This is a genomic window from Candidatus Magnetaquiglobus chichijimensis, assembly GCF_045865675.1.
GTDB classification, from domain to species: domain Bacteria; phylum Pseudomonadota; class Magnetococcia; order Magnetococcales; family Magnetaquicoccaceae; genus Magnetaquiglobus; species Magnetaquiglobus chichijimensis.
Genome location: NZ_BAAFGK010000004.1, coordinates 996,111 through 1,017,677 on the forward strand (window position 1 = coordinate 996,111; position 21,567 = coordinate 1,017,677).

13 protein-coding genes are annotated in these 21,567 nt (G+C 59.4%); 5 read left to right on the forward strand and 8 right to left on the reverse strand.

Annotated elements, in window-relative coordinates; translation table 11 throughout:
* The first annotated feature begins 241 nt into the window (after window positions 1–241).
* Window positions 242–4,981, forward strand: coding sequence for a DUF3320 domain-containing protein (locus ACOY6C_RS08510; RefSeq protein ID WP_420905045.1), 4,740 nt, complete (start codon window positions 242–244; stop codon window positions 4,979–4,981).
* Between the two features lie 23 nt (window positions 4,982–5,004).
* Here the strand turns inward: ACOY6C_RS08510 and ACOY6C_RS08515 are convergent, their stop codons facing one another.
* Window positions 5,005–6,324: a KAP family P-loop NTPase fold protein gene (locus ACOY6C_RS08515; protein WP_420905046.1), complete on the reverse strand. Its 1,320-nt coding sequence runs from the start codon at window positions 6,322–6,324 to the stop codon at window positions 5,005–5,007.
* A gap of 648 nt (window positions 6,325–6,972) precedes the next feature.
* Window positions 6,973–8,145: a tyrosine-type recombinase/integrase gene (locus ACOY6C_RS08520; RefSeq protein WP_420905047.1), complete on the reverse strand. Its 1,173-nt coding sequence runs from the start codon at window positions 8,143–8,145 to the stop codon at window positions 6,973–6,975.
* Here ACOY6C_RS08520 and ACOY6C_RS08525 point away from each other — a divergent pair.
* On the forward strand, window positions 8,125–8,532 hold the full coding sequence (locus tag ACOY6C_RS08525) for a DUF3800 domain-containing protein (protein ID WP_420905048.1): 408 nt from the start codon (window positions 8,125–8,127) through the stop codon (window positions 8,530–8,532). The two genes, ACOY6C_RS08520 and ACOY6C_RS08525, sit on opposite strands and share 21 nt — an antisense overlap.
* A gap of 303 nt (window positions 8,533–8,835) precedes the next feature.
* Here the strand turns inward: ACOY6C_RS08525 and ACOY6C_RS08530 are convergent, their stop codons facing one another.
* The 4 genes from ACOY6C_RS08530 to galE all read right to left on the reverse strand — a co-directional run bounded on the left by ACOY6C_RS08530 (window position 8,836) and on the right by galE (window position 13,808).
* A complete protein-coding gene (locus tag ACOY6C_RS08530) occupies window positions 8,836–9,906 on the reverse strand; it encodes a pyridoxal phosphate-dependent aminotransferase (protein WP_420905049.1) in 1,071 nt (356 codons plus the stop codon).
* Entirely contained in the window at window positions 9,903–11,267 is a 1,365-nt protein-coding gene (locus ACOY6C_RS08535; protein WP_420905050.1) for an ion transporter, read from the reverse strand. The genes ACOY6C_RS08530 and ACOY6C_RS08535 overlap by 4 nt, the downstream gene beginning before the upstream one ends.
* Before the next feature lie 90 nt (window positions 11,268–11,357).
* Window positions 11,358–12,542 (reverse strand): hypothetical protein, encoded by a 1,185-nt coding sequence (locus tag ACOY6C_RS08540; RefSeq protein ID WP_420905051.1) that lies wholly within the window; start codon window positions 12,540–12,542, stop codon window positions 11,358–11,360.
* Between the two features lie 252 nt (window positions 12,543–12,794).
* On the reverse strand, window positions 12,795–13,808 hold the full coding sequence (galE, locus tag ACOY6C_RS08545) for a UDP-glucose 4-epimerase GalE (protein ID WP_420905052.1): 1,014 nt from the start codon (window positions 13,806–13,808) through the stop codon (window positions 12,795–12,797).
* A gap of 637 nt (window positions 13,809–14,445) precedes the next feature.
* Between galE and ACOY6C_RS08550 the strand changes: the two genes are divergently transcribed.
* Together ACOY6C_RS08550 and ACOY6C_RS08555 are read left to right on the forward strand one after the other, a co-directional pair.
* On the forward strand, window positions 14,446–15,564 hold the full coding sequence (locus tag ACOY6C_RS08550) for an efflux RND transporter periplasmic adaptor subunit (protein ID WP_420905053.1): 1,119 nt from the start codon (window positions 14,446–14,448) through the stop codon (window positions 15,562–15,564).
* Window positions 15,565–15,668: 104 nt separating this feature from the next.
* Window positions 15,669–18,758: an efflux RND transporter permease subunit gene (locus tag ACOY6C_RS08555; RefSeq protein ID WP_420905054.1), complete on the forward strand. Its 3,090-nt coding sequence runs from the start codon at window positions 15,669–15,671 to the stop codon at window positions 18,756–18,758.
* A 37-nt stretch (window positions 18,759–18,795) separates the two neighbouring features.
* Here ACOY6C_RS08555 and ACOY6C_RS08560 read toward each other — a convergent pair whose 3' ends face one another.
* Together ACOY6C_RS08560 and ACOY6C_RS08565 are read right to left on the reverse strand one after the other, a co-directional pair.
* The gene (locus ACOY6C_RS08560) at window positions 18,796–19,584 is read right to left on the reverse strand and encodes a metal ABC transporter permease (RefSeq protein WP_420905055.1); all 789 of its coding nucleotides are present in this window, start codon (window positions 19,582–19,584) and stop codon (window positions 18,796–18,798) included.
* Window positions 19,584–20,369, reverse strand: a complete 786-nt coding sequence (locus ACOY6C_RS08565) for a metal ABC transporter ATP-binding protein (protein WP_420905056.1) — start codon at window positions 20,367–20,369, stop codon at window positions 19,584–19,586. Before ACOY6C_RS08565 ends, ACOY6C_RS08560 begins: the two co-directional genes overlap by 1 nt.
* 126 nt (window positions 20,370–20,495) lie before the next feature.
* On the opposite strand from ACOY6C_RS08565, the gene fba reads away from it, so the two are divergent.
* A complete protein-coding gene (gene fba / locus ACOY6C_RS08570) occupies window positions 20,496–21,563 on the forward strand; it encodes a class II fructose-bisphosphate aldolase (RefSeq protein WP_420905057.1) in 1,068 nt (355 codons plus the stop codon).
* Window positions 21,564–21,567 lie beyond the last annotated feature (4 nt).

Genomic DNA, 21,567 nt, shown 5'->3' on the forward strand with positions numbered 1-21,567 from the left:
CCACCCGTCCGGGCATCGGGATGGGTGGTTTGTCAGAATCACCCTTCGGATTGCCTCTATGAAAAAGCATCTTCACTTTTTACAACGGGCAAACTGGAAATTTGAATGGTGATCGGATAAGCTGGAAAGAATTCAAACTCTTTATATTTCAATAAATGATAATAAAGATAACAATGCTGTTATAGTATTGTTTTTCAATAACATTCAAAAATTGAGCGATCCATGCTAAGGAGCGCCGTGAATGGCGGGACGAGTAGACAAACTACTGGAAGATGCGCGAAGGAAACTGGTCGAAACCGGGAGCCGTAATCGCCTGATCCATGCAAACCGCGCCAACAAACGCGCGATCTCGCTCAACATTGTCAACAGACGCAGCGAGGATCTCTTTGAAATGCTGCGCCTCTCCAACAGGCGGATGCGTTTCAAGGAACTGATCAAGGATGCGGATGAGGATCAGGATGAGCTGCCACTGTTTGACTTTGATTATGACTGCGCCATTGCAGGGGGGTATCAAGAGCTTGTGCTTTGGACCCCATACGGACCCTCAACGCTGCAGCGCCGACTTCTGCGCCTGTTCACCGACTCCAAGACCGCCGAAGAGGAGCAGGGTGTCAACATTCTGTATCTGGCTCTCGGGTTTCTGGTGTGGTTTGAAGACAAAGCCTCCAGTGTACAGCGCGAATCTCCGCTGATCCTCCTCCCTGTTGAGTTGGTCAGAAACGAACGCGGATCCACATTCGATCTTCGCGCCCGAGATGACGATATCGTGACCAACATGCCATTGCGGCAACGACTCTGGGCCGATTTCAACGTCACCCTGCCAGAAATCGAAGAGAGCGACAACTGGTCGCCCTCAAGCTATTTTGCGGCGGTTCGGGACGCCATCGGCAATCAGAGCAGTTGGAGCATCGATGAAGAGGCCATTCAACTTGGCTTTTTCTCCTTCTCGAAACTGCTCATGCTCAGAGACTTGCATCCAGATACCTGGAGCGGAACCAAAACAACACTGAACGACCATCCGCTCATTCAGCGATTGCTGCTCGAAGGTTTTTCACACGAGGAGCCGTTATTCGGGGATAACGAAAAGCTCGACCAGCGGCTTGATCCCTCGAATATCATCCAGGTGGTGGATGCCGATTCCTCCCAGACACGGGTGATCGAGGAGGTTCGAGCGGGCAGGAATCTGATTGTCCAGGGACCCCCTGGTACGGGAAAATCGCAGACCATCACGAACATCATCGCTGCCGCGGTATACGATGGAAAATCCGTATTGTTCGTGGCGGAAAAGATGGCCGCGCTCAAGATTGTGCATGATCGACTGGTGAAAGCAGGTCTACGGGATATCTGTCTGGAACTTCACTCCCGGAACGCCAACAAAAAGGCCGTGGTGCAGGAACTCGGACGCACCTTAACCGCCGGATTGAGCATCCCAGGTCACGCAACCACTCCGGACGCCCTCCGAAAATCGAGAGACCAACTGAACCGGATTGCGGACTTGTTGCATCGCAATGTACCAGGATGCGATTTCAGTCCATTCTCGGCGATGGCGGAAATCTCAGGATTTTTTGGTCGCAGAGTCCCGCCTCCGACATTAAGAATGGAAAATCTGCATCTGCTGACCAATGCACAGCGTGACCAGATTGTCGCGGCGATAGCCAATTATGTGGAGACCCTGCAAAAGGCAGGCACGCCCGAAGCTCACCCATTTTCCGGCACCAGATCCCTTGATCTGCAACCAACAGACCTCCAAAGATTGGCAGACGAACTCAACCAGGTGTGCAAGGCCATGGGTTCCATTCTGAATGCCTTGAAAGGATCCTTCCCGGCAGGAAACCGTCAACTCAGGCTGCAAGACGCCAAGAGCATCATCGATTTTCTGGAATTCGCCCGATCCATGCCGGATTGTTCCGAGGCAGAGGTGATGCTCTTTCTCTCGCGTCCCGATGACCAGGCGTTGGGAACGGCATTGCATGCCGGTCAGGACTGGCAGAGTGTCCGGGAGAAGGAGGCAGCCCTTTACACGGAAGCAGCCTTGACGTTCCCACTTGATGACCTGCGGACCCGCATCTACCACGGCGTCTGCTCGTTCTGGTCACGGCTGTTTGGTGGATACCGGGAAGCATCACGGGCACTCCAGGTGCTTGTTAACGTGCCGACACCAAAAGAACCGGAAAAGAAACTGGCCCTCATCGATACCCTGTTGTCACTCCAACGGATCCGGGCGACGCTGGCCCAGAATGAGGCGTTGTTGTCCTCTGCGCTTGGCGGCTTCTGGCGCGGCGAGAGCACGGATTTCACCAGGATGATCAGCATTCACGAGTGGGTTCAGGCTTTGCGGAGTACCTACAAAAACAATGCGACTCAGGCAGTCATTCAAAAACTGGCCAGCAAACGACAAACTGCCGCGAATCATAAGGCGGACTGGATGCGATTGCATGAGGCAGCGACGGTTGCATTGCGTGTTGTCTCCGACCGGCTGGACCTCGTTGAAGCAAATGACACCAGGTTATTCAGGCATCCTCTTGAGGATCTGCATGCACGTTTCACCCGCATGAGCCAGGAGATCCACCGTTATTCCGAATGGGTATCGTTGGAACGCAACAAACAGACGGTGATTTCCTCCGGACTCCTCTCCCTGATCGAATCCTTGGAGAAGAGATCCCTGCCTGCAAGTCGCGCCACGGACGAATTCCTGTATGCTCTGGCAGAGTCTCGATGGACGCATGCCAGGCGCCTGTTGCCGGAACTCACCGAGGTGGCTCAATCCAACCGGGATCAGATGGTCAAGAGCTTCTGCCATTTCGACCGCAAACATTTCACGGATGTGCAGAAAACGATTCATGCCCGCCATCTTGAGCAACTACCCAAGGGTGCGGCGGGGGAGATGGGATTCATTCGCGGTGAGATTGGCAAAACGCGCGGTCACAAATCGATTCGCAGGTTAATGGAGGCGGCGGGGCGCATGGTATGCCGGATCAAACCGGTATTCCTGATGAGTCCGATCTCGGTGGCACAGTTTCTGCCCGTTGGATCGCTGGAATTCGACATGCTCGTGATCGACGAGGCCTCTCAGGTGCGCCCCGAGGATGCCTTGGGAGCCATCGCCAGGGTCAAGCAACTTGTGGTGGTGGGTGATCAGAAGCAGTTGCCGCCAACGAGCTTTTTTGACCGGCTTTCGGACAATGCGCCCGAGGAGGAAGCGGACGAAGCGGATGCCGGCGGGAGGATTTACGGTACGGCCAGAGCCACGGAATTGGAGAGCATCCTGACCCTGTGCCAAGCGAGGGGGATAAGGTCCAGCATGCTCAGGTGGCATTACCGGTCCAAAGATCCGTCCTTGATCCAGGTGTCCAATCACGAATTCTACGAGAATCAGTTGATCCTGCCGCCGTCTCCTCGGCAGATGAACCGAGATTACGGCCTCAAATTCACCCGCGTCGCCGGAGTCTACATCCCAAAGGGTCATGGCGGTGGGCGTCCTGGCACCAACCGGATCGAGGCCGAACAGATCGCGACGGCGGTGGCCAAGCATGCCCGCGACTGGCCCACCCTTTCGCTTGGCGTGGTGGCCTTTTCCAGAGTCCAGAGTGATATGATCACCGAGGTGTTGGAAATACGTCGTCGCAAGGATGAGGTGCTCGATAGTTTCTTGCGCGAAGGCAAGGTCGAGGATGCCTTTGTCAAGAACATCGAGAATGTGCAGGGCGATGAGCGCGATGTGATTCTGATCAGCGTTGGCTATGGGCCGCACGAGCCCAATGGTGTGCTTGCTTCCATGAATTTTGGTCCGGTCAACGGTGAGGGCGGCCCGCGCCGTCTGAACGTGCTTTTCAGTCGCGCCAGGATTCGGTGCGAGGTCTTTGCCTCGTTTGATCCAAGCCAAATCGACCTGAATCGCACGCAAAACGAGGGCCCCCAGATTCTGAAACGTTTTCTCGAATTCGCCAAATCCGGCATATTGGATGAACAGTTGCTTGCCGGGGGCATGGCGGACTCTCCATTTGAATCAGATGTCGCCAGCGTGATTGCCGGATTGGGTTATCAACCGGATCTACAGGTCGGCAGTGCTGGCTTCAGGATCGATATTGGGGTGCGGCACCCGGAAACGCATGGGCACTATATCCTGGCCGTGGAATGCGATGGCGCCACATGGCATTCGGCCATCTGGGCGCGGGAACGGGATCGGCTGCGACAGGATGTGCTGGAAGGACTGGGCTGGAACTTTCATCGCATCTGGAGTACGGATTGGTTTCAACGCCGCGAGTCGGAAATCTCCCGACTCAAACAAGCCCTGGAGGACGCGCGTACCACCCAGACTTCCATCGCTTTGCACAATGCCAGCAACAAGAAAAAGCCCGACCCTCTGTCCGTTCAACCGGTGAATGATGCGCCGGTGAATTACGATGCGCTCAAGGCCTCAAGCCTGAAGGTGCCCCCGTACCGAAAGAGCGATGTGCGTGTCTCGACGATACGTGAGCCGCATGAAGTATCGCCGTGGGAGATGGCGGGGTATGTCAGCAAGGTGGTCCAGGTTGAGGGACCGATTCATACCGATGAAGTTGTCCGCCGGATCGTGGTGGCGTTTGGCAAACAACGCAGCGGCGCGCGCATCGACCAGGCCGTCCTGTCAGGCTTGCGTGAGGCGGAACACCAGCAACGCATCATTTCAGAAGGTCCGTTCTGGCTGTTGCCTGAGCACAAGGAGAAGGTGCCCATTCGGGACCGCGCGTCCGAATCCGCTCCAACGACCAGGCCAGAGTATCTCGCACCCCTTGAGATTCTGGCTGCGGCACGAATGATCGAAGCGGAGAGCGGGTCGGTAGGCGATGAGGAGTTGGTGAGATCCGTCGCGCGCTTGTTGGGCTTCGCGCGCCTTGGACGGGATCTGAATGAATGGATTACCCAGACCCTGGCAAACCGTTCTTCTGAGAACCTGGATGCCCCATCGATACCCGCGCAATCATCCACCGTTCGCGGATGATTGTGGCAGATAGACATTCACCATCAATCCACAGTCAAATCAATCGCCTTACAAATATATGGAATTATCTCATATGAATCTATTCCTGATGTAAAACATATTCTATTTGTATGGTTTATTAACTCTTGAGAATAAAGAGTTTTGTCTCCACTAACAGCATAATCATGCATCACCTTAAAGTGCTTAAACCAGGCAAGAGTTTTCAATTCTGACGCGATCTTTGATGCCTCCCGATTCTCATCTGGCTGACCAGCCATCACCCCGGCAAAAAGTTTTGGATGCTTCAGTTTCAGCCAGATCGCCCATGCGGCAAATGCTCCTAATGCACCGAATGGTTGCCCGAATGAAAAAAGGGTGTAACCTCGCTCCAGGTCTCGCAGGGAAAGCCCGGTGATGTTCGCCAATGTGATAAACACGTCCTGGAAATCTTTGTGTCCACTTGCCCCCACGACTCTAAATCTCTGGGCGAGATCATCACAGTAAGTCCGATTGTGACACGAGTAACTCGAATCGAGAGAGGTCATTTTAGGCAGCCGAAGCCACAACTGCACAAATTTGCCCAGATAAGTCCCGGCATTAAGCCCTTGGCCGTAGACCCCCTTGATCGAGGATTCAAGTTGCTCACGGTTCACTATGAGGACAAAGACCACCTTCGGAACATCAAAAAAGTGCTTGATACGCTCCACAGTCCGCACCGCAAAATCCGGTCGGCAGCGATCCAGCTCGTCCACGAAAACGATGATCGGCTTCTCCGATGTGGCGGCTGCATCGGTCAAAACGGAAGCAAACCCCTCCACACTTTTTTTCTCTTCGGCATGGGCTTCCAGACGTTTGGCGAAATGCTTCTCAACAGCATCCGCCATTTTCATCTCCATCCCCTCGGCGACTTTTTTCAGCTCATCCGAGAGGTCCATCGTACCCAGGAGGCTTCTACCTACAATGTTGACGGCAGCCTTGGCAGCCGCCGGCAGAAGTGCCTTGGCCACCCTCTTGCCAGCATCCATGACCTTATCATAGGACGACTCGTCACTCTTGATTGCGGAAAGCAGTTCGGAGCACACCATCAGAAAGGGATCCTCGGCGTAATCCTGCTTGAAGGCATCGATATAGGCCACCCTGAATCCCTTGTTGCGTAAGTCGGCAGCCCAGTGCCGCGCAAACCAGGTCTTGCCATCCCCCCATGGAGCGTCAATGCCGATCACGTAGCCATCGGCCATCCGCTCGACCATCCCGGTCAAACGTTCGGCCAATTGCCTGCGTCCGAATAAATCCCCCATGAATGGGGTCTCCGGGTCTGACTCCAACGAACGGATGCGGGTGAGCGTGACAGGTTCAGCGGCCATGAGGATTCCACGAAGTTGTTGTGTCGCGATCGAAGCAAGACACGAAAAGGAAAAGGCGTTTGTGTATCATCCGTACATCATTACAGATGATTATCAGGTTATCATGCCAAGCTTTCCAAATCAATCCTTGATTTTGCACGACCATCCACAACCTTGATACACAAGATGAAAACGATGCATGCATCAAACCTCCTTCCGTCATGCACACCCCCCGAGCGACTCCATCCCGCCGGCCAACCTCCTTACCGACAGGACCTTCATACGCAGCGCGAGCAGCCACCCACCGCCAGGGTCTCGCCCTCGGGACACCACCCAGCCACCCACCGCCACGCCCTCGCCCGGGGAACCACCCAGCCACCCACCGCCACGCCCTCGCCCGGGGAACCACCCAGCCGCCCACCGCCAGAGCCTTCACCACGCGGCGCGGCCAACCTCCCCACCGCCAGGGCCTCGCCCTCGGGACACCACCCAGTCGCCTACCGCCAGGGTCTCCACGCTGGGCGGCCAACCTCTACCCACCGCCAGGGCCTCCACCACGCGGCCAACCTCTTCACCGCCACCGCCAGTGCCTCGCCCTCGGCGAACACCCAGCCGCCCACCGCCAGGGCCTCCCCCTTGGGAATCACCCAGCCGGCCAAATCTCTCCACTCAATTTTGTACACTTTCCGGCTTCTGCCGGACTCCGAGCATGGATTCCGTCGCTTTTTCCATGGCGATCCGCACCGGATCCAAGCTCAACCGCGCATAAATGGCGGTCGCTTGCTGGGATGCATGCCCCAGACTTTTCCCTATGACGGGCAATGAAGCCCCCGTGATGGCCTGATGCGATCCCATGGTACGACGCAGATCATGAATGCGGGCATCGTCGATCTGGGCGCGTTTCAAGATGCGTTCCCAAGCTTTGCGAGGCTCCTGAAAATGTCCCGTTCGGGAGGCAGAGGGAAAAACCCATTCGGATTCTCGCGGCAACTGAGCGAGCACGTCGAGCGCCATGGGGACCAGCGGCACGATGACCGGTTTGCCGTTCTTGGTTTCCGGGATTCGCCAGACCGCCCGATCCGTATCGATCTGCTCCCAGCGCATGGCGAGCACGTTCGCACGCCGCGCACCGGTCAGAAGGGCGATCTGGAAAAAGGAGCGCACCATCCATTTCGGCTCTTCGAGCAGTGCATTCATCATCCGTTGAATCTCCTCGGACGACAGGAACCGATCACGGCTCGCCTCCCTGAAATGCCGAATTCCCGATGCCGGATTCTCCCCATTCCACAAACCAACCTCCTTGGCGACGTTATAAACCTTGGAAACCAACGCCAGGACTCTGTTTGCGTAGGTCGGCTGTTTCTTGCCGATGGTCGTATGAATCAGAGAGATATCGCTTCGAGTGATGGTCGAAATCTTCTTGTTGTGCAACGGCAGGAGATGAATACGGAACTTGCTTTCATCGTCCCGCCAGGTCCTTTTTCTGACCTTTGCCCAACGTTCCAGATAGACAGTGAACAGTTCTGCGAACGTCGTTTCATCTTTCCGTTGGCGTCGTTGTTCAGCCGGATTTTCCCCATCGGCTGTGGATGCGTTCAGATGCGTGGCGATACGTCGCGCTTCATCAATCGACAATTCCGGCCAACGCCCAATCGTGACCCGTTCCAGGGTGCCGTTGGTCCGGCGGCACCAACTGAACGTTTTGGTGCCGTTTGGTGTGACCCGCAGACCATCCACGCCTTGCGTGATGCCCATCGGGTAGGTGGAGAATTCAAATAGCAGAAAGTCTCCCCATCGCGCCTCCCCTTTTACACCGCATTGATGAACTGGTTTGCGGAACAAGGTCTTGCCGTGCGTTTCCGCTGTATTTTGATTGCTCAGAACCAAGTTGACTGGCATCTGCATGACGGAGATCGGGAACTTGGATTTTATAATTTTTATTATCAAACACTCCATCATTGGGTATTGGTTTTCAACCGTTACGCCATTTTCTGTGACCACAAAAGCAACCGCTTGATGAGTCGGTTGGCAACATTGCAACGTTGCCTCGCTTATACAAACCTATCCTCCACGATTTCCGGCGTGCAGGCTGTTCGATCCGAAGAATCTGTATTGATCCAACTGACCGACGTGCTGACCGGTGCGATCAGTGCCAAGTTCAATGGCAGCCTCATGCCTAACAGCGCCAAATCAGTTCTGGTGCGGCATTGGGCAATTACATCGTTGTGATTGCTTTGACGGGATCTGGATCTGCCAACTTCATCACGGCCTATGTGGCCGACACGCCAGCAAGTTTGGCAAAAATCAAGGCAGGACAGAGATGGGCATAAAAAAACCGCTGATTCGCCAGGCAGGATAAGCACACATTACAAATAGAGGCTACCAGCCAAATCGCCAAAATGCTGCCCATGCTCTGCATCCGCAACACCGACTGGAAGATCTCAATGCAGGCCGGGTTCCGGTCAGCAGGATGGCGGATTTCGAATGACGATCCCATCCGGCAGTCACGCCGCGCTCAACGTGCGTGCGGATTCAAGCCACAGGGGCTTCGAAATACCCCCTCAAGACCTCCACGAACCGGCGCATCTCCTCCAACGGTCCGATGGTCAAACGGAAGGTCTTGACCAGGGATGGGGCCACCATCGGACGCACCAGAATCCCGTTGGCCTTCATGTACGCCACCATCCCATCCCGATCCTCGGGCTCCACCAGCATGAAATTGGCCGCCGCCGGATAGAACGTGACCCCCAACTCCCGCAACGCCGCCTCGGTGAACGGCTTGCCCTCCCCCATCACCGCCTCCACGTACCGGGCCGCGTGCGGCAGACCCAGCTGGGCATCGGCCACCGCCAACGCGCACACATTCACATCGAACGGGCCGCGCACCTTGTAGAGTTCGCGAATCAGCTCCCTGTGCGCCACCACATACCCCAAACGCAGTCCGGCCATGGCATACGCCTTGGAAAAGGTGCGCACCACGATCAGGTTGGGGAACTCCCGCAGCCAATCCAGACAACTCACGCCGGTGAACTCGTAATAGGCTTCGTCCACGATCACCGGCAACTCCGGATGACGGGTCAGCACCTCCCGAATCACCCCCTGGGGCACGACGGTACCGGTTGGATTGTTCGGATTGATCAGCACGATCAGACGTGTGCGCGCATCGATGGCCTCGAAAAATCGCGCCTCGGGAAAACGCATCCCGGTGTCGAAGGGCACGCCCTGGACCGTGGCGCCAATCACCTGCGCCACATGCGAAAAGATCGGAAACTCCGGTCGCGCCACCACCATGCCGTCGCCGGGATTCAAGAAGGCCCGCAACAGCACTTCGATCCCCTGATCCGAACCGTTGGTGATGATCAGGTTCTCCTCGGCCACCCCGACATGCGCGGCCAGTTTCGGCAAGAACGCCTGATACTCCGGATAGCGCGACACCGCCCCGCTCTCCCAGAGCCGTTCCAGGGCGGGACGGATCTCCGGCGGCAGGGCGCGGGTGTTTTCGTTCAGATCCAGACGCAGATACCGCGTCCGGTCCAGACCGGTCCAGGGCGGCGCGTAGGCCGACATGGCCTGGATGTTGATTCGAACCTTGGGAACACTCATCGTCTCTCCTGCTCGCGGGAATCGGAAGCCATGCCATCACTCGACTTGCTGGTTTCCAGGCCGACCCGATGCATCTGAATCTTGCGCAACTCCTTGCGAAACTCGGGAAACGCGGCCATCACCTCATCAAAATCCTTCTTGTCAAGCTTCAAGGTGTTGCAGGCGGTGATGGCGCGAATATTGGCCGTGCGCACCGTATCCTGCAACAGGGCGATCTCGCCGAAGACATCCTTGGTGCGCAACTTGGCGATCAAATCGCCCGATTGATTGCTCACCGCCACCACGCCATGCACCAGGATGTACATCTCGCGTCCCACCTCGCCGATTCGGATGATCTCTTCGCCGGGCAGAAACATCTCGCTGGTCAGACGCACGCCGAGGGCCTCCAGAAGCTCCGGGCTGGCCTTGCCGAACAAAGGTCCGCGCCGCAACAGATGGACGTTGACATGTTGATGGATCCGTTCGCTCAACTTGGCGGGCAGATCGCGCAGAATCTCCGCGCCTCCGGCGCTGTGTTCCATCAGATAGTGGCGATAAAAGCTGAAAATATCGTTCTGCAACGAGGCCGGCAGATCGTATTGCTGCATGAAGGCGGCCAGATGGGCGATCTTCTCCTTGGTCTGCTTGCGCAGAATGTTGGAATTCACGATCAACGTGGAGATCTGACCGATGATGTACGCATAGATCGCCACACCCAACATCATCACGAACATGGCGAACAGTCGTCCGCCATCGGTTTGCGGGGTGATGTCCCCATACCCCACCGTGGCCATGGTGGTCACGGTCCAATAGTACCCCTTGATGATGAAGGTTCGTAAACTATCATCCGGCAGTTGATCGATGATCATCATCCAGATGCTGGCACACCAACTGGTGATGGTCAGAATCCAAAAGAACATCACGAACAGCTGCTCGGTCACCGTGGCCGGCAGCGCGCTCCCCTGCACACGCAGCAGGTGCGGCAGACGAAAAATCCGCAGCATGCGCACGGCGGCAGCCCACATCGCCAATTCCGGCAAACCCAGAATGATGCAGGCCAGATCCCAGGGGATGGTGGCCAGCAGATCGCTGACAAAATAGCTTTTGAGATATTTTTCCCGAATCGCCTCCGGACGGGTCAACAGCTCTCCGTCATCCATGATGGCGGTGCGAAAGTTGAGCCACAGATCCATGACATAGATCGCAGTCAGCACCAGATTGACCGTCTGAGACCACTCTGGAACACCGATATTCGGCACCAGAAACAGCGGCACGGTCCAGGTATACCAGATCGTGGCCACCAGGATCAGATAGTTCCACACCCGACGCGCGGGACTGTCGGGCAGGATCACGCGCGATTCGTCCTCGCTGACTTTTTCCATGGTGGACATCCTTGCTCATTCAAAAAAAACAGGCCAAATGGGAGAACACCCTTCCAGAAAAGCGATCTTTCGGGCGTTCCCCGGCACCTCTCAACTCCAGCGTCCCACAAAACGGCCATCCGGCCACTCCGGAGCATGGATCGGTTCGCCGAGGTCGGCGGCGATCAGACGACGCCGAACCTCGAGCAGCCGTTCCACCAGGGCCGGTTCGATGTTGTCGTATCCGGACTCGTCCTCCTGACGGTTGACCACGATCCCCAGCAATTCGGTGATGGCATTGCCCACCGAGTTTTGACTGATGGTGACGATGAGCCGGTCGTGATCATCCCGGTAGAGGATCTGCTTGTAGGCCGGACGCCAGCGGATGTCGTTGGCGAAGCGGGGATCGGCCTTGACATGATCGCGCACGTCCCGCGCCACCTGGGCGAACTGGTTGCTGAACAGCAGAATCTTCTCCACCTGTTCCGGGAAATAGACCCCTTCGGGAATGCCGGCCCCACGGGTCGAGACCTGGGCGAAAAAGGTGCGGTAGAAATCCAGAAAGCCCTTAAGAATCAGATCGTATTCGTTCCAAAAACAAGGATTTCCCAGTTGTTCGGCGCCACCGGTCACCTCCCAGCTCGGCAGTCCGTGGGGATAGCCGGTCACCGCGATGCGCGCGGAGTCGTCCTCCACCGGTTTAAGGATCCGCAAGTCCAGAACCTCCAGAAACCGTCGGTAGACATCGGAGAGATGGCGCAGGAACAGGCTGTTGTGGCCGCTGTCGGTGAGATTGGGATCATCCGGGTTGGCCAGGGGGGCATTGACGATCGACGCCTGGGGAAAGACGATGAAATGGTTGTGGATCATCCGGATGCTCGGCACGCCCGGCTTGTTGAGCGGCCAGGTGGCATCCAGGCTCGCCTCGCCGCACACGATCAGGGCCTTGGCCGGATCCGGATATTTTTCCAGCATGTATTCAAGGATGATCTGGGTCATGCGACTCCAGACGTTTTTCTGCTGTCTGGTCAGCTGATCGCGACGCACCGGACGGCCCAGGGGATCGAGGATGCGCCGCGAGGTGTCGAGCATGATCGAGGTATCGAACTCGACACTGTGCCCGAGCAGCTTGCGATAGAGCAAAAACCCCTCCTCATTGACCAGCAGGCCGTTCTCCTTGGCCAGATGTTCCAGATTGGCGGCGCTGTTGAAAAATTCCACGGCGGACATCCCTTCCGGGATCTTCAAGGGGATCTTGCGACGTGGGGTGACGATGGCACGGGGTCCGATAATCATGCTTTTGACCAATGATCCTTGCAACAAGGGGTATGGACGACCAATCGTTGATGGTTTGTTTGATTGTCTGTCATGAGGCTGTTGGCACGGGCCAAACAGCCGACGCAGGCCATGCGCGATCCGTATCCTTGTCGGCCAATTCGATGGCCTGCTCAAGATAAAAAGCCCCTCGATCGACGTTCAGCAGTGAGAATCACGGAGATCCTCTCGGGACACGATCCGACGCGATCGGGAGATCCGGGGGTTCAGGGATCATGCGGGCCCCTCCGTGCCCATGCCGGACTGAAACGCCCAGGTGGTGGCGCACATCTGGGCAAGCGTCCGTCGGGCGGTCCAGTTCAGAAGTCGGTGCGCCTTCTCCGGATTGGCGTAGCAACTGGCCGAATCACCGGGGCGACGTGGCGCGATCCGATACGGTACGGGCCGACCGCTGGCCACCTCGAAGGCCCGGATCATCTCGAGCACGCTGTACCCCTGGCCGGTGCCCAGATTGATCACCTGCCATCCGGGGTGCGCATTCAGGTATGCCACCGCGCAGGCATGCCCCTCGGCCAAATCCATCACATGGATGAAATCGCGCACGCCCGTGCCATCCGGCGTAGGATAGTCATTGCCGAACACCTGGAGTTCGGCCAACTCTCCCGTGGCGACCCGGGCGATGTAGGGCATGAGATTGTTGGGAAGCCCTTGAGGATGTTCGCCGATCAACCCGCTTTCATGCGCGCCAACCGGGTTGAAGTAGCGCAGACAGACGATCCGCCACGCCGGATCGGAGCGGGCCAGGTCGTGCAAGATCTCCTCGACGTGCAGCTTGGTGCGACCATAAGGGTTGGTGACCCCGGTGGGATGGCATTCATCCACCGGCAGATAGCGCGGTTCGCCATAGACGTTCGCGCTGCTGCTGAAGACCAGGGCGCGCGTGCCCGCCACATGCATGGCTTGCAGGAGGCTGATCGATCCCTGCACGTTGTTGGCGTAGTAGTCGAGGGGAATCTCCAGGGACTCTCCGACCACTTTGAGTCCCGCGAAGTGGATGACCGTTTCGATGGCATGGTGGCGCAGGGTATGACAAAGCCGATCGGTATCCCGCACGTCGCCGGATACGAACAGCGGAGACACGCCGGTGATCCGTTCCAACCGTTCGGCCATGACCTGGGCGCTGTTGGAGAGGTTGTCGTAGAGCACCACCCGATGACCCGCCAGGGTCAGGGCGACCGCCGTGTGACTGCCGATATATCCCATGCCGCCGGTGAGAAGAAGATTCATCCGCGAGGCCCTTCCAGGTTTCAAGACTGACGCATCATGATGCCCGTCCCTCACCGCACCCGAAAAGCGACTGCGGGAGATCCCCGGACACGCCGCGCCGCGACACGGTTCCGGACGTCATCATGGGATATTCCCGTGGCACTCCCGCAAGGGAGATGCACGGTCCGGGAGTGAGGGGAGCACCCCCATCATGCCAGTTTACCATTGTAGCACAGCCTCATGACGGCAAAAAATGCATCTTGCCGCACTGGATCAAAAAAATCGTAACCATTCAAGATCCCGCCAAATGCAGGGTGCCTGAATGGTTACCATGGAACTCCCGTCAGGGAGGTCCACGGTACGGGGGGTGAGGGGGGGCTCCCCCCATCATGCAAGTTACCAAAAAATCATCCTTTCCATCCACGCCCGATTCAATCGAAAATTCCCTGTCAAGACAGGTAGTCAACCGGTCAAGATGGGACTATACTGGCACGGTCGGTCCACATGATTCCAGGTCCGGCCCAATGGGTTCACCCCTCACGGTCGCGGGTCTGCGAAACCACCAGGCGCCACCCGGCGCCGGGACCCTCCATCCAGTCACACCAACGAGGCAGCAAAACACATGCAACCGCTTCTGACAAGGTTCGCATTTCGAACCATGGTCGCGACGACCTTTCTTCTGGCCGCATGCTCCGCGGAGAAAAACGACGTCAAACCCGCCGGCCCACCCCCGGTGCTGGTCACCGTGGAGCCCGTGACGCAGAAAAACAGACCGGTCACCATCCAGGCCATGGGCAATGCCGAGGCGTGCCACGCGGTGACGATCAAGTCACGGGTGGACGGCGAGATCGTCAAGGCCCATATCCTCGATGGCCAGGAGGTTCAACAAGGCCAACCGCTCTTCGATCTCGACGACCGCCCCTTCCAGTACCGGCTCAGGCAGCTCAAGGCCAATCTGGAGCGCGACCAGGCCCTGTTGGAGAACGCCCGCACCAAGGAGCATCGCCAGTCGGTGCTCAACAAGCAGAACCTCTCGTCCGAGGAGACCCTGGCCGGTCTCGTCGCCACCCGACAGGCCGCCGAGGCCACGGTCGCCGCCGATCGCGCCGCCATCGCCGAGGGGGAGTTGCAGTTGGCCTTCACCCGCATCGCCGCGCCGATCACCGGCATGGCCGGTCGGATCCTCATCCAGCCCGGCAATCTGGTCAAGGCCAACGACACCAACCCTCTGGTCACCCTGCAACAGATGGATCCGATCTGCATCTCCTTCACGGTCGCCGAATCCCATCTGGCCGAAATCCGCCACCATCACGCCAAAACACCCCTCACCCTGGAGATCCAGCCCAACCGCGGCAACGGTCCCAGCGTACCGGGCACCCTGCTCTCCCTCGACAATCTCGTCGATCGCCAGACCGGCACCATCCGCCTCAAGGCCCAGGCGACCAACGGCGAACGTCATCTCTGGCCCGGCCTGTTCGTCACCCTGACGCTGAAACTCACCGAGCGTCCCGATGCCCTGGTGATCCCGACCCGCGCGGTGCAAACCGGCTCGAGCGGCCCCTTCGTCTACGTGGTTCAAAAGGACTTGACCGTCGAGTCCCGCCCCCTGACCATCGCCCAGGAGGACAAGGATGAGATCGTGATCACCTCCGGGGTTTCCGCCGGCGAGCGCGTGGTCACGGTCGGCCAGTGGCGGCTCAAACCCGGCGCCAAGGTGGAGATCTCCCAAAACGCCCCGGACACCAAGGCCGATCAGGATCCCAAAACGGCCCAATAACCCGACATGATGGGGGGGACCCCCCCCTCATCCCCCGACCCCGGACCTCCCTGACGGAGGTTCCGCGGTCAAACCAGTCCATCCCGCGCACCGGTGTCCCTGCCATGAATATTACCGGATTTTTCGTCCACCGCCCGGTCACGACCGTCCTGACCATGGCCGGACTGTTTCTGTTCGGCATCCTGGGCTATCAGCAACTGCCGGTCTCGGCCCTGCCCACGGTCGATTACCCCACCCTGCAGGTCTCCGCCGCGCTCACCGGCGCCTCGCCGGAGACCATGGCCAACTCCGTGGCGCTGCCCCTGGAAAAAGAGTTCTCCACCATCGCCGGACTCGAATCCATGACCTCCTCCAGCGGCCTGGGCTCGACCCAGATCTCCCTGCAGTTCGCCCTCGACCGCGACATCGACTCCGTGGCCCAGGACGTGCAAGCCGCCATCTCCTCCGCGCAGCGCCGCCTGCCCAACAACCTCACCACCCCGCCCTACTACCGCAAGGTCAACCCGGCGGATCTGCCCATCTTCTACCTGGCCCTCACCTCCGAAACCCTGCCGTTGACCGAAGTCTCGGAGTTCGCGGACACCACCCTCTCGCAACGCATCTCCACCCTGCCGGGCGTCGCCCAGGTGAGCATCTACGGCAAACAGAACCCCTCGGTGCGTGTCCGGCTCGATCCGCGCGCCCTGGCGGTCAACGGACTGGCCATCGACGACGTGGAGACCGCCATCCAGCAAAACAACCCCAACGTCCCCACCGGCTACCTGTTGAGCGCCAACCGGATGATCTCCCTGGAAACCCCGGAACGCCTCCCCTCGGCCAAAAGCTACCGTTCCATCGTCGTCGCCCAGAAAAACGGCGCACCCTTGCATCTGCACGAGATCGCCCGCGTCACCGACGCACCCGAAAACGAACTGGCCGCCGCCTGGTTCAACAACGTGCGCGGCGTGGTCCTGGCCATCCAACGCCAACCCGGCTCCAACACCATCGCCGTGGCCGACTCGATCCGCGACCTGGTTCCGACCCTGCGCCAGCAACTCCCCGCCGCCACCGCCGTGGAGGTGCTCTACGACCGCTCGCAGAGCATCCGCGAATCGGTGCGCGACGTGCAACTCACCCTGCTCTTTTCGTTGTTCCTGGTGATTCTGGTCATCTACCTGTTCCTGGGCAACGCCTCGGCCACCCTGATCCCAAGCCTCGCCCTGCCGATCTCCCTGGTCGGGGTCTTCCCGATCATGCTCCAACTCAACATGAGCATCAACATCATCTCCCTCATGGCCCTCACCCTGTCGGTGGGCTTCGTGGTGGATGACGCCATCGTCATGCTCGAAAACATCTCCCGACACATGGAGGAAGAGGGGCTTTCGCCCTGGCAGGCCACCCTGATCGGCGGCAAACAGATCGCCTTCACCATCCTCTCCATGACCCTCTCCCTGGCCGCGGTCTTCATTCCGGTGCTTTTCATGGGAGGCATCCTCGGTCGGTTGCTCCACGAGTTCGCCATCGCCATCATGGCCTCGGTGATTCTCTCCGGTTTGGTCTCCCTGTCGCTCACCCCGATGCTCTGCTCGCGGCTGCTCAAACCCCATCAAACCGCCACCCGCCCCAACCGGCTGATCCGGGCCAGCGAGGCGGGTTTCCTGGCCCTGCGCAACGGCTATGCCCGAAGCCTGGACTGGTGTCTCGCCCACCGGCGCATCGTCTTGATCCTCTTCATTTTCATGGCCGCCTGGTCGGTGCAGGTGGGACGCGACATGCCCAAGGGGTTCATGCCCAGCGAAGATACCGGTCAACTGCTCTGTTTCACGGAGACCGAACAGGAGATCGGCTTTGAAGCCATGATGGAGCGGCAGAAAAAGGTGGCCGAAATCATCGGCTCCGATCCGGGGGTGAGCATCGCCATGTCCTTCATCGGCGGCGGCGCATCCGCCTCGGCACTCAACAACGGTCGCGTGTTCGTGCGCCTGAAACCCCATGAAGAGCGTCCCCACGCGGATGAGATCGTCAAGCGTCTGCGCCCGAAACTGGCCCAGGTGCCGGGCATCAAGGCCTTCATCCAGAACCTGCCGGTGATCCGGGTCGGCACGCAACTCACCAAAAGCCAATATCAATTCACCCTTCAGGGAACCGATACCGGCGAACTCTACGCCTGGGCGGAAAAGGTCGAAAAGACCCTGCGCGATCTGCCGGGATTCCAGAACGTCACCTCCGACATGCAGCTCGCCAAAACCCAGGCCATGGTCGAAATCGACCGCGACAAGGCCGCCACCCTGGGCATCACCCCGGAAAAACTGGAAAAAACCCTCTATGCCGCCTTCGGCCCCAAACAAATCTCCACCATCTACGCCCCGAGCAACCAATACGCCCTGCTCCTCGAACTCGACGAACAATACAGAACCGATCCCTCGGTGCTCGGACTGCTGCATGTGCGCGGCGCCAACAACACCCTGATCCCTCTGGAATCCATCGCGCGCATCTCCCGTTCCGTGGGACCGGCCACCATCAATCACCGCGGTCAGATGCCGTCGGTGACCCTCTCCTTCGACCTGGCCCAGGAGGTCTCCTTGGGCCAGGCCATCGAGGCGATCAACCAGGCGCGCGCCAAAATGGGCATGCCGGACACCATCGCCTCGAACTACCAGGGATCGGCGCAGGTGTTCCAGTCGTCGCTGGCCGGGATGGGATGGCTGTTGGGACTGGCGGTCTTGGTGATCTATCTGGTGCTCGGCATGCTCTACGAGAGCTACATCCACCCTCTGACCATCCTCTCCGGGTTGCCCGCCGCCGGACTCGGCGCGCTGCTCACCCTCAAGCTCTTCGGCATGGAACTGAATCTCTACGGCTTCGTGGGGTTGATCATGCTGATCGGCATCGTGAAGAAAAACGCCATCATGATGATCGACTTCGCCGTCGAATCGCGCCGCAAGGGCAACGACGACGCCCTGGCTGCCATTCGCGAGGCCTGCCTGGTCCGCTTCCGCCCCATCATGATGACCACCATGGCCGCCCTGGTCGGCACCCTGCCCATCGCCCTGGGCATGGGCGCGGGCGGCGAGGCGCGTCAACCCCTGGGGCTGGCGGTGGTGGGCGGTCTGCTGCTCTCTCAGTGGCTGACGCTCTACATCACGCCGGTGATCTATCTGTATCTGGAGAAGGCGCGGATCCGGCTGGACCCGAAGGAGATCCGGGAGGGATGAAGAAAGCCGGGCGCATCACGACCCGGCAGGACGCCGTTCACCCCCGACGTCTCCCGAAGAGGAGCGACACCCCGAAAAAAACGCACGCCGCCAGCACGATGGCCGGACCGCTGGGCAGATCCCAGCGGAAACTGGCCCAAAGGCCCAGGGGTGCGCTGGCCGCGCCGATCAGCACCGCGCCCAGGGCCATCCCTTCCGGGGTACGGGCCAGGGGGCGGGCCGCCACCGGCGGAATCACCAGCATGGCCGTGATCAGCAGCGCGCCCACCACCTTGATGGCCGAGGCGATCACCAACGCGGTCAAAAACATGAACAGCAGACGCAATCGGGCCACCGGAACCCCGTCCAGAATCGCCAATCCCTCATGCAAGGCGGCGTTGACCCAGGCGTGCCAGTAAAAACGCATCAGGATCAGCACCACGCCGGCCCCGCACCAGATCCAGACGACATCCCCCCAACTGGTGGCAAGCACATCCCCGAACAAAAAGGCCATCATGTCCACCCGAGCCCCCTGGGAGAGCGCGGCGACGACCAGTCCGAGGGAGAGGGCGCCCTGGGAGAAGATCCCCAGGGCGGCATCCGCCGGGATTTCGGGACGGGTGTGCATCCAGGTGACGAACAGGGCCACGCCGACGCAGACCGCGGCGATGACGCCATTCATGTTCCAGCCGGTCACCAGCCCCAACGCCACCCCGAGCAGGGCGGAGTGGGAGAGCGCGTCGCCGAAATAGGCCATGCGTCGCCACACCACGAACACCCCGAGCGGGCCGGCGGCCACGGCGATGCCGACGCCGGCCAACATGGCCCGGATCATGAAATCATCCATCAGGGGCGCTCCCTTTCCACACCGTGCGGGGTATGGCAGTGATCGTGATGGTGTTGATAGTAGCCCACGCCCGGTATCCGGTCGCCGAACAGGAGCTGAAACTCGGGGGTGGCGCGCACGGCGGTCGGGGAGCCGGAACAGCAGACATGGCGGTTCAGACAGATCACCCGGTCGGCCCCGGCCATCACGAAGTGAAGATCGTGGGAGACCAGCAGGGCAGCCACGCCCCGTTCGCGACGCAAGGTTTCGATAAAACGGTGCAGCTGCTCCTCGCCGGCCAGATCCAACCCCTGGGCCGGCTCGTCGAGAACCAGCAGATGGGGATTCCGACTCAAGGCGCGCGCCATGAGCACCCGCTGCATCTCGCCGCCGGAAAGGGCGTACAAGGGGCGTTCGAGCAGACGATCGCAGCCAAGCAGACGCAGGGTATCGTCCGGAACGCCAGTACCGATGGCGGACAGGGCGATGAAACGGGCCACGGTCATCGGCAGCACCGCATCCACCTTCAACCGTTGCGGCACATACCCGATCACCAGACCCGAACGCCGCCCCACCGACCCGCCGGAGAGGGGGATCAACCCCAACAGCGCGGAGAGCAGGGTGGATTTTCCCGCGCCGTTGGGTCCGATGATGGTAACGATCTCGCGTTCATGGACCGCCAGGTCGATCTCGCGCAAAAGCGTCTCGCCCCCGAGGGTGACCGACAGCCCATGCGCGGAGAGCAGGGGGACGGTCTGGTCCGCTCCAGGGGGACTCACGACGGCCTCGGGAAGAAATGGGGGCAAGACGGTGAATCTTTCTGATTCATTTCATGTGGACTTGTGTATAATGCAACTTTGATCCAAAATTACGCATCGTACCAAATTAGCGCGTTATCCAACACGCCGTCAACACCATCGGGGGATTCGTTCATGCCATTGGCTTCCATGCGGCAACTCCTCGACCATGCCGCCGAACACAATTATGGGATTCCAGCCTTCAACGTCAACAACATGGAGCAGGTACGCGCCATTCTGCGCGCTGCCCACGAAACCGACAGCCCGGTCATTCTCCAAGCCTCGGCTGGGGCGCGCAAATATGCCGGCGAGGCCTTCCTGCGTCACCAGATCCTCGCCGCCCTCGAGGTCCATCCCCACCTGCCGGTGGTGATGCATCAGGATCACGGCCAATCCCCGGCGGTCTGCTATGCCGCGATCCGCTCCGGCTTCACCAGCGTGATGATGGACGGCTCGCTCAAGGAAGACGGCAAAACCCCGGCCTCTTACGATTACAACGTCGCAACCACCGCCGAGGTGGTCAAGATGGCCCATGCCATCGGCGTGTCGGTGGAGGGCGAACTGGGCGTTCTCGGTTCGCTGGAGACCGGCAAGGCCGGCGAGGAGGATGGTCACGGCGCCGAAGGAACCCTCAGCAAGGAGCGTCTGCTCACCGATCCCGACGAGGCCGCCCGCTTCGTGGCGGCCACCCGGGTCGATGCCCTGGCCATCGCCATCGGCACCTCCCACGGAGCCTACAAATTCAGCCGCAAGCCCACCGGCGAGATCCTGGCCATCGACCGCATCAAACAGATCAACGCCCGACTCCCCAACACCCATCTGGTGATGCACGGATCCTCCTCGGTGCCCCAGGAACTCCTGGCCATCATCAACGCCCACGGCGGTTCGATCCCCGAAACCTACGGCGTGCCGGTGGAAGAGATCCAGGTCGGCATCCGATTCGGGGTGCGCAAGATCAACATCGACACCGATCTGCGCCTGGCCATGACCGGCGCGATTCGCAAGGTGTTTGCCGAAAAGCCCGCCGAGTTCGATCCGCGCAAGTATCTGCGTCCCGCCGAGGATGCCGCCTATCGGGTCTGCAAGGAGCGTTTCGAGCAGTTCGGATGCGCCGGCAACGCCTCGCGAATCCGGGTCATCGATCTGGAAACCATGGCCGCCGAATACGCGGCTGGACGCCTGGATCCCAGCATCAAGGATTAAGGAC

Excerpts from the sequence above, each read along its gene's own strand:
- ACOY6C_RS08510 (WP_420905045.1), top strand. The coding sequence starts at position 242 with ATGGCGGGACGAGTAGACAAACTACTGGAAGATGCGCGAAGGAAACTG.
- ACOY6C_RS08515 (WP_420905046.1), bottom strand. The coding sequence starts at position 6,324 with ATGGCCGCTGAACCTGTCACGCTCACCCGCATCCGTTCGTTGGAGTCA.
- ACOY6C_RS08525 (WP_420905048.1), top strand. The coding sequence starts at position 8,125 with ATGAACTGGTTTGCGGAACAAGGTCTTGCCGTGCGTTTCCGCTGTATT.
- ACOY6C_RS08530 (WP_420905049.1), bottom strand. The coding sequence starts at position 9,906 with ATGAGTGTTCCCAAGGTTCGAATCAACATCCAGGCCATGTCGGCCTAC.
- ACOY6C_RS08535 (WP_420905050.1), bottom strand. The coding sequence starts at position 11,267 with ATGGAAAAAGTCAGCGAGGACGAATCGCGCGTGATCCTGCCCGACAGT.
- ACOY6C_RS08540 (WP_420905051.1), bottom strand. The coding sequence starts at position 12,542 with ATGATTATCGGACCCCGTGCCATCGTCACCCCACGTCGCAAGATCCCC.
- galE (WP_420905052.1), bottom strand. The coding sequence starts at position 13,808 with ATGAATCTTCTTCTCACCGGCGGCATGGGATATATCGGCAGTCACACG.
- ACOY6C_RS08550 (WP_420905053.1), top strand. The coding sequence starts at position 14,446 with ATGGTCGCGACGACCTTTCTTCTGGCCGCATGCTCCGCGGAGAAAAAC.
- ACOY6C_RS08555 (WP_420905054.1), top strand. The coding sequence starts at position 15,669 with ATGAATATTACCGGATTTTTCGTCCACCGCCCGGTCACGACCGTCCTG.
- ACOY6C_RS08560 (WP_420905055.1), bottom strand. The coding sequence starts at position 19,584 with ATGGATGATTTCATGATCCGGGCCATGTTGGCCGGCGTCGGCATCGCC.
- fba (WP_420905057.1), top strand. The coding sequence starts at position 20,496 with ATGCCATTGGCTTCCATGCGGCAACTCCTCGACCATGCCGCCGAACAC.